The sequence below is a fragment of the Aestuariivirga sp. genome, from assembly GCF_020252405.1.
Classification (GTDB): Bacteria; Pseudomonadota; Alphaproteobacteria; order Rhizobiales; family Aestuariivirgaceae; genus Aestuariivirga.
In genome coordinates, this window is record NZ_JADCDA010000050.1 from 1 (window position 1) to 4,572 (window position 4,572).

Consider the following 4,572-nt stretch of genomic DNA (forward strand, 5'->3'; position numbering starts at 1 on the left):
CCATGAGCTGCGCGTCCCCAAGGCCTTCCGCGGCCAAACCATCGCATTCAGCCCAACCAAAACCGACGGCGCCTACCACGTCCATTACCGCCACCAACGCATCGCCAGCTTCGATCTCGCAAAGCCAACCCAACAATGCTAAAACCGTTACCTATGTCCCCGAACACCCGTTACCTATCTCCCCGGTCTGTACACCCCACAAGGGGGAGGGAGAATGATCGCGATCCTATATGACCGCCCGCCGCTCTGGACGTTTTCATGGAGCGCATTATAGGATTAAAGTCAATAGCCGGGACGGATCCTCCGCGGAATTTTCCCTCGCCTCTGCGGGCGTCCTATTCCGCCGTCCGCCGGGCAAATGCCGCCAGCACCTTGCCCTGGCCATCGAGCAGCTCCAGCCTGTCGCCGTCCAGCTTCATGGCCTTCACCTTGCCCAGCATGGCGAAGAACGCTTGTTCCGCCTCCATGCCATCGCAGGCCATGCGCGTCGCGGCGATGGCTGAGAAGCTCAGCCTGTCGCCCTTCAGCTGATAGCTGGCGCCGAACCGGTTGCAGCCGCCGAGCCCCGCCACCCGGCCGGCCTCGAAGCGCAGGAAGGGCGCGCGCTGGCCGGTCTGGCCCGCCAGCACCCAGTCGGCCCCGGCCAGTTTTTCCTGGTGCGCCAGGGCGGGCCCCGCGAGCAAGGCGAGTGTCAATCCGGAAACGGCAATAAGCTGGCGCATGACATCCTCCACGCAATGCCCGGAAAAGATAAAGCACGATCCGCAGAATCGGAACCCACTTTTGCGACAAGATCATGCTCCGGCTCTTGATCTGGCGCATATTCTCTGCCGTCGGTCGGCGTGCTGCCCATCCGTCTTCGGGAGCGATGCCGCGCCGCGGACAATCACCCCCATCAAATGAAAGAGCGGCCCCGGAGGACCGCTCCCTAGCGTTTGCGCGGAAACTGGCGATCAGGCCTTGGCGTGGCCCTTGAGGCGGAAGGCCAGCGCGATCATCATCCCGCCGGCGGCGATGGCATAGGCGCCGATCACCCAGATCAACGCCAGTGCGCTGGTCAGCGGCTCGGCGAACAGGAAGATGCCGAACAAGACCGAGATCGCGCCGTGCAGGATCAGCCACCATTCATTGTCGATCTCCTTGCGGAGACGGATCGCGCCGATGATTTCCATGACGCCGCTGACAATCGCCCAGGCGCCGATGAACCACAGCAGGTAAAAGCCGACCAGCACGGGATTGGCAAAAGCGATGATGCCGGCGAGGATGCCGAGCACGCCGACCACCGCCAGCCACCAGCGCGGGGCGGGCGTGCCGCCGCTGATGGCGGCAAAGACCGAGAACACGCCATCGACCAGCGCATAGGCGCCGTAGAGCATCACGAGGCTCAGGATGGTGATGCCCGGCCAGGCGAAGGCCAGCACGCCGAAGACGATGGCGGCGACGCCGCGCAGGGCCAGTGCCCACCAGTGCCTGGCGAGGTTGTGCAAGAGGATGGCGCCTGATCCGAGGCTATGGGTGTTTGCGTTGGTCATGTTGTCGTCCCTTCTCCGGTTAAACCCGCACGGATGTTAGTCCATCCGTTCAACTTCCAGAAAACAAAAATGCCCGCCAGAGCGCCTGCAAGGCGGGGGCGGGCAAGTTTCTGCGAAGAAGCTGCCAGGCAGCGGCCCGGCATCGGGCGAATCATAAGCCGATTTGGCCGGTTGGGGCCAGTGCCCGCGCGGGCGCAGCTCCGGCCGGAAAACGGCCACCCCACCGTTTTCAGTGGTTTTCGCGGAGACCATGGGGCGGCCATGCGTTCTGCGAAGACCTCGCATTCAATCGGCAGCCAGCTCTGTCGGCCCGCCCTGGCCAGTAACAAAATCTATGGTTGCATGTTGTCTCGGTGCACAACCTTCACAATTTTTTCGATGTTTCAGTCCGCCCCGTCCTCGAGGATCTCGAAGGCGTGTTCGATGGTGGCCGTTTTGCCGAACATGATGGAGGCCGAGCAGTATTTCTCGGCCGAGAGGTTGATGGCGCGCTCGACATTGGCGGGCTTAAGGCCGCGGCCCGTCAGCTTGTAGACGATCTTCACATGGGTGAAGACCTTGGGGTCCTCCGCCGCACGTTCGGCCTCCAGCGCCACATCAAGGCCAGTCACCGTCTCGCGCATGCGCTCGAGGATCATGACGACGTCGAAGGCGGTGCAGCCGCCCAAGCCCAGCAGCAGCATCTCCATCGGCCGCACCCCGATGTTGCGGCCCCCTGCCTCCGGCGCCCCATCCATCACCACAGCATGGCCCGAACCCGATTCCCCGACGAAGGCCCGGCCGTCGAGCCACTGAACACGCGCTTTCATCCTGCTGTCTCCGATCTACCGGATGGGAATCCTAGCGGGAAACCGCCACGGGGCCAATCACCGCGCGAAAAGCCGAGCAACATAAACGAAGCCCTCTGTGCCGACAGTGGCCTCATCAGCCGCAATCGCCGCATCGCCCTCCGCCAGCGCATGGCCGTCCACAGCCGCAGCACCCTTGAGCGCGAAGAGCAGGATGGGGCCGGGATGCGCGATGTCCGCGCCGCCCGACACGACATCCGCGGCGGCCGACCATCTTTCACGGCGGGTGAACAGGTTCAGCGCGCGGCAGGGGCCCTGGCGGAGGCGGCAGAAGGCCGGAACATCGCTGGCGAAGGGATAAGGCGCAAACAGGCGCGGAACGGCGAGCGACAGCGGAGCGCCCGCTTCCGACGTGAAATCAAGGTCGAGGCCGTCTCCTTCGAACAGCGTGAAGACGCGGTCGACACCTGGGTAAAGCGAAAAAGGCGCATCCCGTTCGATGAGGGCCGTGGCGAAGCGCCAGCCGAAGCCCTCGGCAGACGCAGGCTCGGACGCGATGTCCCACGACACGCCCATGCCGTTGCGCCAGCGGCCTTCCACGAACTCCGATTTGCGAATGATCCCCATGCATCCGGCTCCCGCTCCTGGCCTCGACAGGCCCCCGCCGATGACGCAGTATGCCATTTCCGACGCTGCCCAAGAAGCAGCGCGTTTGCCAGGAGAACATCATGGCGCATGACGGCCAGAGCCAGAACGCGGGTCCGCGGAAATTCGTCATCCGCAGCATCGGCCGTGCGAAGGGGGCTGCAAGCGCGGCCCCGAGATCGTGCACAACGGCTATGAACGCGCGGCGATCCAAAAGCTGCGGCCCGCCGAGAACATGAAGGAGCTGCACCGCGTGATCCTCGGCACGGACGCACCGGCGGGCTTGGGTGTGCAGCCGCCCGGCATCGGCATGGTGGTGATCGACGGCCAGATCAGATGCCAGAGGAGCCGCAACACGCCGCCCGCCACCCGCATCCCCACCATCATCGAGGGTTGACACCATGAGCGCGCATCACGCCTGCCTTGCACCGGACTCCCAGCGTTTCCTCGACTTCTTCCCCAAGGGTGCGGCGCTGACGAAGCTCGCCACCGGTTTTATCTGGGCGGAGGGTCCGGTGTGGTTCTCCGAGCTCAATGAGCTGCGCTTCTCCGACATTCCCAACAACCGCATGATGCGCTGGTCGCCGGTCTCGGGCCTCTCGGTGTTCCGCCAGCCCTCGCAGCGCACCAACGGCCACACGCGGGACCGCGAGGGCAACATGATCTCCTGCGAGCATGGCGGCCGCTGCGTGAGCCGCACCTATCTGGACGGCCGCTACGAGGTGCTGGTGACGCACTGGAACGGCATGCGCTTCAACTCGCCGAACGACGTCGTCGTGAAGTCGGATGGCTCCATCTGGTTCACCGATCCGCCCTACGGCATCATCTCCGACCATGAGGGCATCCAGGCCGAGAGCGCCATCGGCAAGAACCAGGTCTATCGCTTCGACCCCGCCTCAGGCGGGCTGAGCGTGGTGGCGGATGATTTCGACCGTCCGAACGGCCTCGCCTTCTCGCCCGACGAGTCCGAACTCTATATCGCCGACTCCGGTTTCGCCCGCGGCCATGGCTTCGGCTTCGAGGACGGCCGCCCGCGCCATGTGAGGGGCTTAAAGGTGGTGGATGGAAAGCGGCTTCAGGACAGCCGCGTCATCGCCGTCATCAACGAAAAAGTGCCGGATGGCCTGCGGGTGGACGCTGAAGGCCTGCTCTGGATCTCGGCGGGCGACGGCATTCATTGCTACACGAAGGACGGAGACCGCCTGGGCCGCATCCTCGTGCCGGAGACGGTGGCGAACCTCACCTTCGGCGGCTTCGGCAAATCACGCCTGTTCATCACCGCCACCTCGTCTCTCTATGCCATCGAGACGGCGCGGGTTGGCGCGCAGACCCCCTAAAAGAAAGGGTCCCGTATTGACGGGACCCAGGCGAAGGGACCCCGGGAAAAGGGGGGAACGAAGCGACAGCTGACCTTCTCAAGGACCCGCCCCGCCGACGCGATGAGGTTAACCACCGCAGCTGCAAGATTTAGTACTACAGTTGCGTCTGCGTGGTGAGTCTTGCGCGGTAGTGGGCCTCGGCGGCATGGGCTTGGTGAACGCGCCGCCAGAGTGACCAACTGAACACGAAGGCGCGTTTGACAGGTGGCGGAAAGACAAGCCGCGCCA

Annotated in this window: 5 protein-coding genes and 1 pseudogene; 2 read left to right on the top strand and 4 right to left on the bottom strand. The window is 64.4% G+C overall.

Annotation, left to right across the window (positions count from 1 at the left end; translation table 11 throughout):
- Positions 1–335: 335 nt before the first annotated feature.
- From IOC69_RS08455 to IOC69_RS08470, 4 genes are all read right to left on the bottom strand, one after another.
- Positions 336–722 (bottom strand): META domain-containing protein, encoded by a 387-nt coding sequence (locus tag IOC69_RS08455; protein ID WP_290543106.1) that lies wholly within the window; start codon positions 720–722, stop codon positions 336–338.
- Positions 723–953: 231 nt separating this feature from the next.
- The gene (locus IOC69_RS08460) at positions 954–1,532 is read right to left on the bottom strand and encodes an HdeD family acid-resistance protein (RefSeq protein ID WP_290543107.1); all 579 of its coding nucleotides are present in this window, start codon (positions 1,530–1,532) and stop codon (positions 954–956) included.
- 383 nt (positions 1,533–1,915) lie between these two features.
- Positions 1,916–2,341, bottom strand: coding sequence for an OsmC family protein (locus IOC69_RS08465; protein WP_290543108.1), 426 nt, complete (start codon positions 2,339–2,341; stop codon positions 1,916–1,918).
- 57 nt (positions 2,342–2,398) lie between these two features.
- Positions 2,399–2,947: a HutD family protein gene (locus IOC69_RS08470; RefSeq protein ID WP_290543109.1), complete on the bottom strand. Its 549-nt coding sequence runs from the start codon at positions 2,945–2,947 to the stop codon at positions 2,399–2,401.
- 175 nt (positions 2,948–3,122) lie between these two features.
- Here IOC69_RS08470 and IOC69_RS08475 point away from each other — a divergent pair.
- Positions 3,123–3,362 (top strand): annotated as a pseudogene (locus tag IOC69_RS08475) (hypothetical protein); the annotation flags it as partial.
- Between the two features lie 4 nt (positions 3,363–3,366).
- Positions 3,367–4,302, top strand: coding sequence for an SMP-30/gluconolactonase/LRE family protein (locus IOC69_RS08480; RefSeq protein WP_290543110.1), 936 nt, complete (start codon positions 3,367–3,369; stop codon positions 4,300–4,302).
- Positions 4,303–4,572 lie beyond the last annotated feature (270 nt).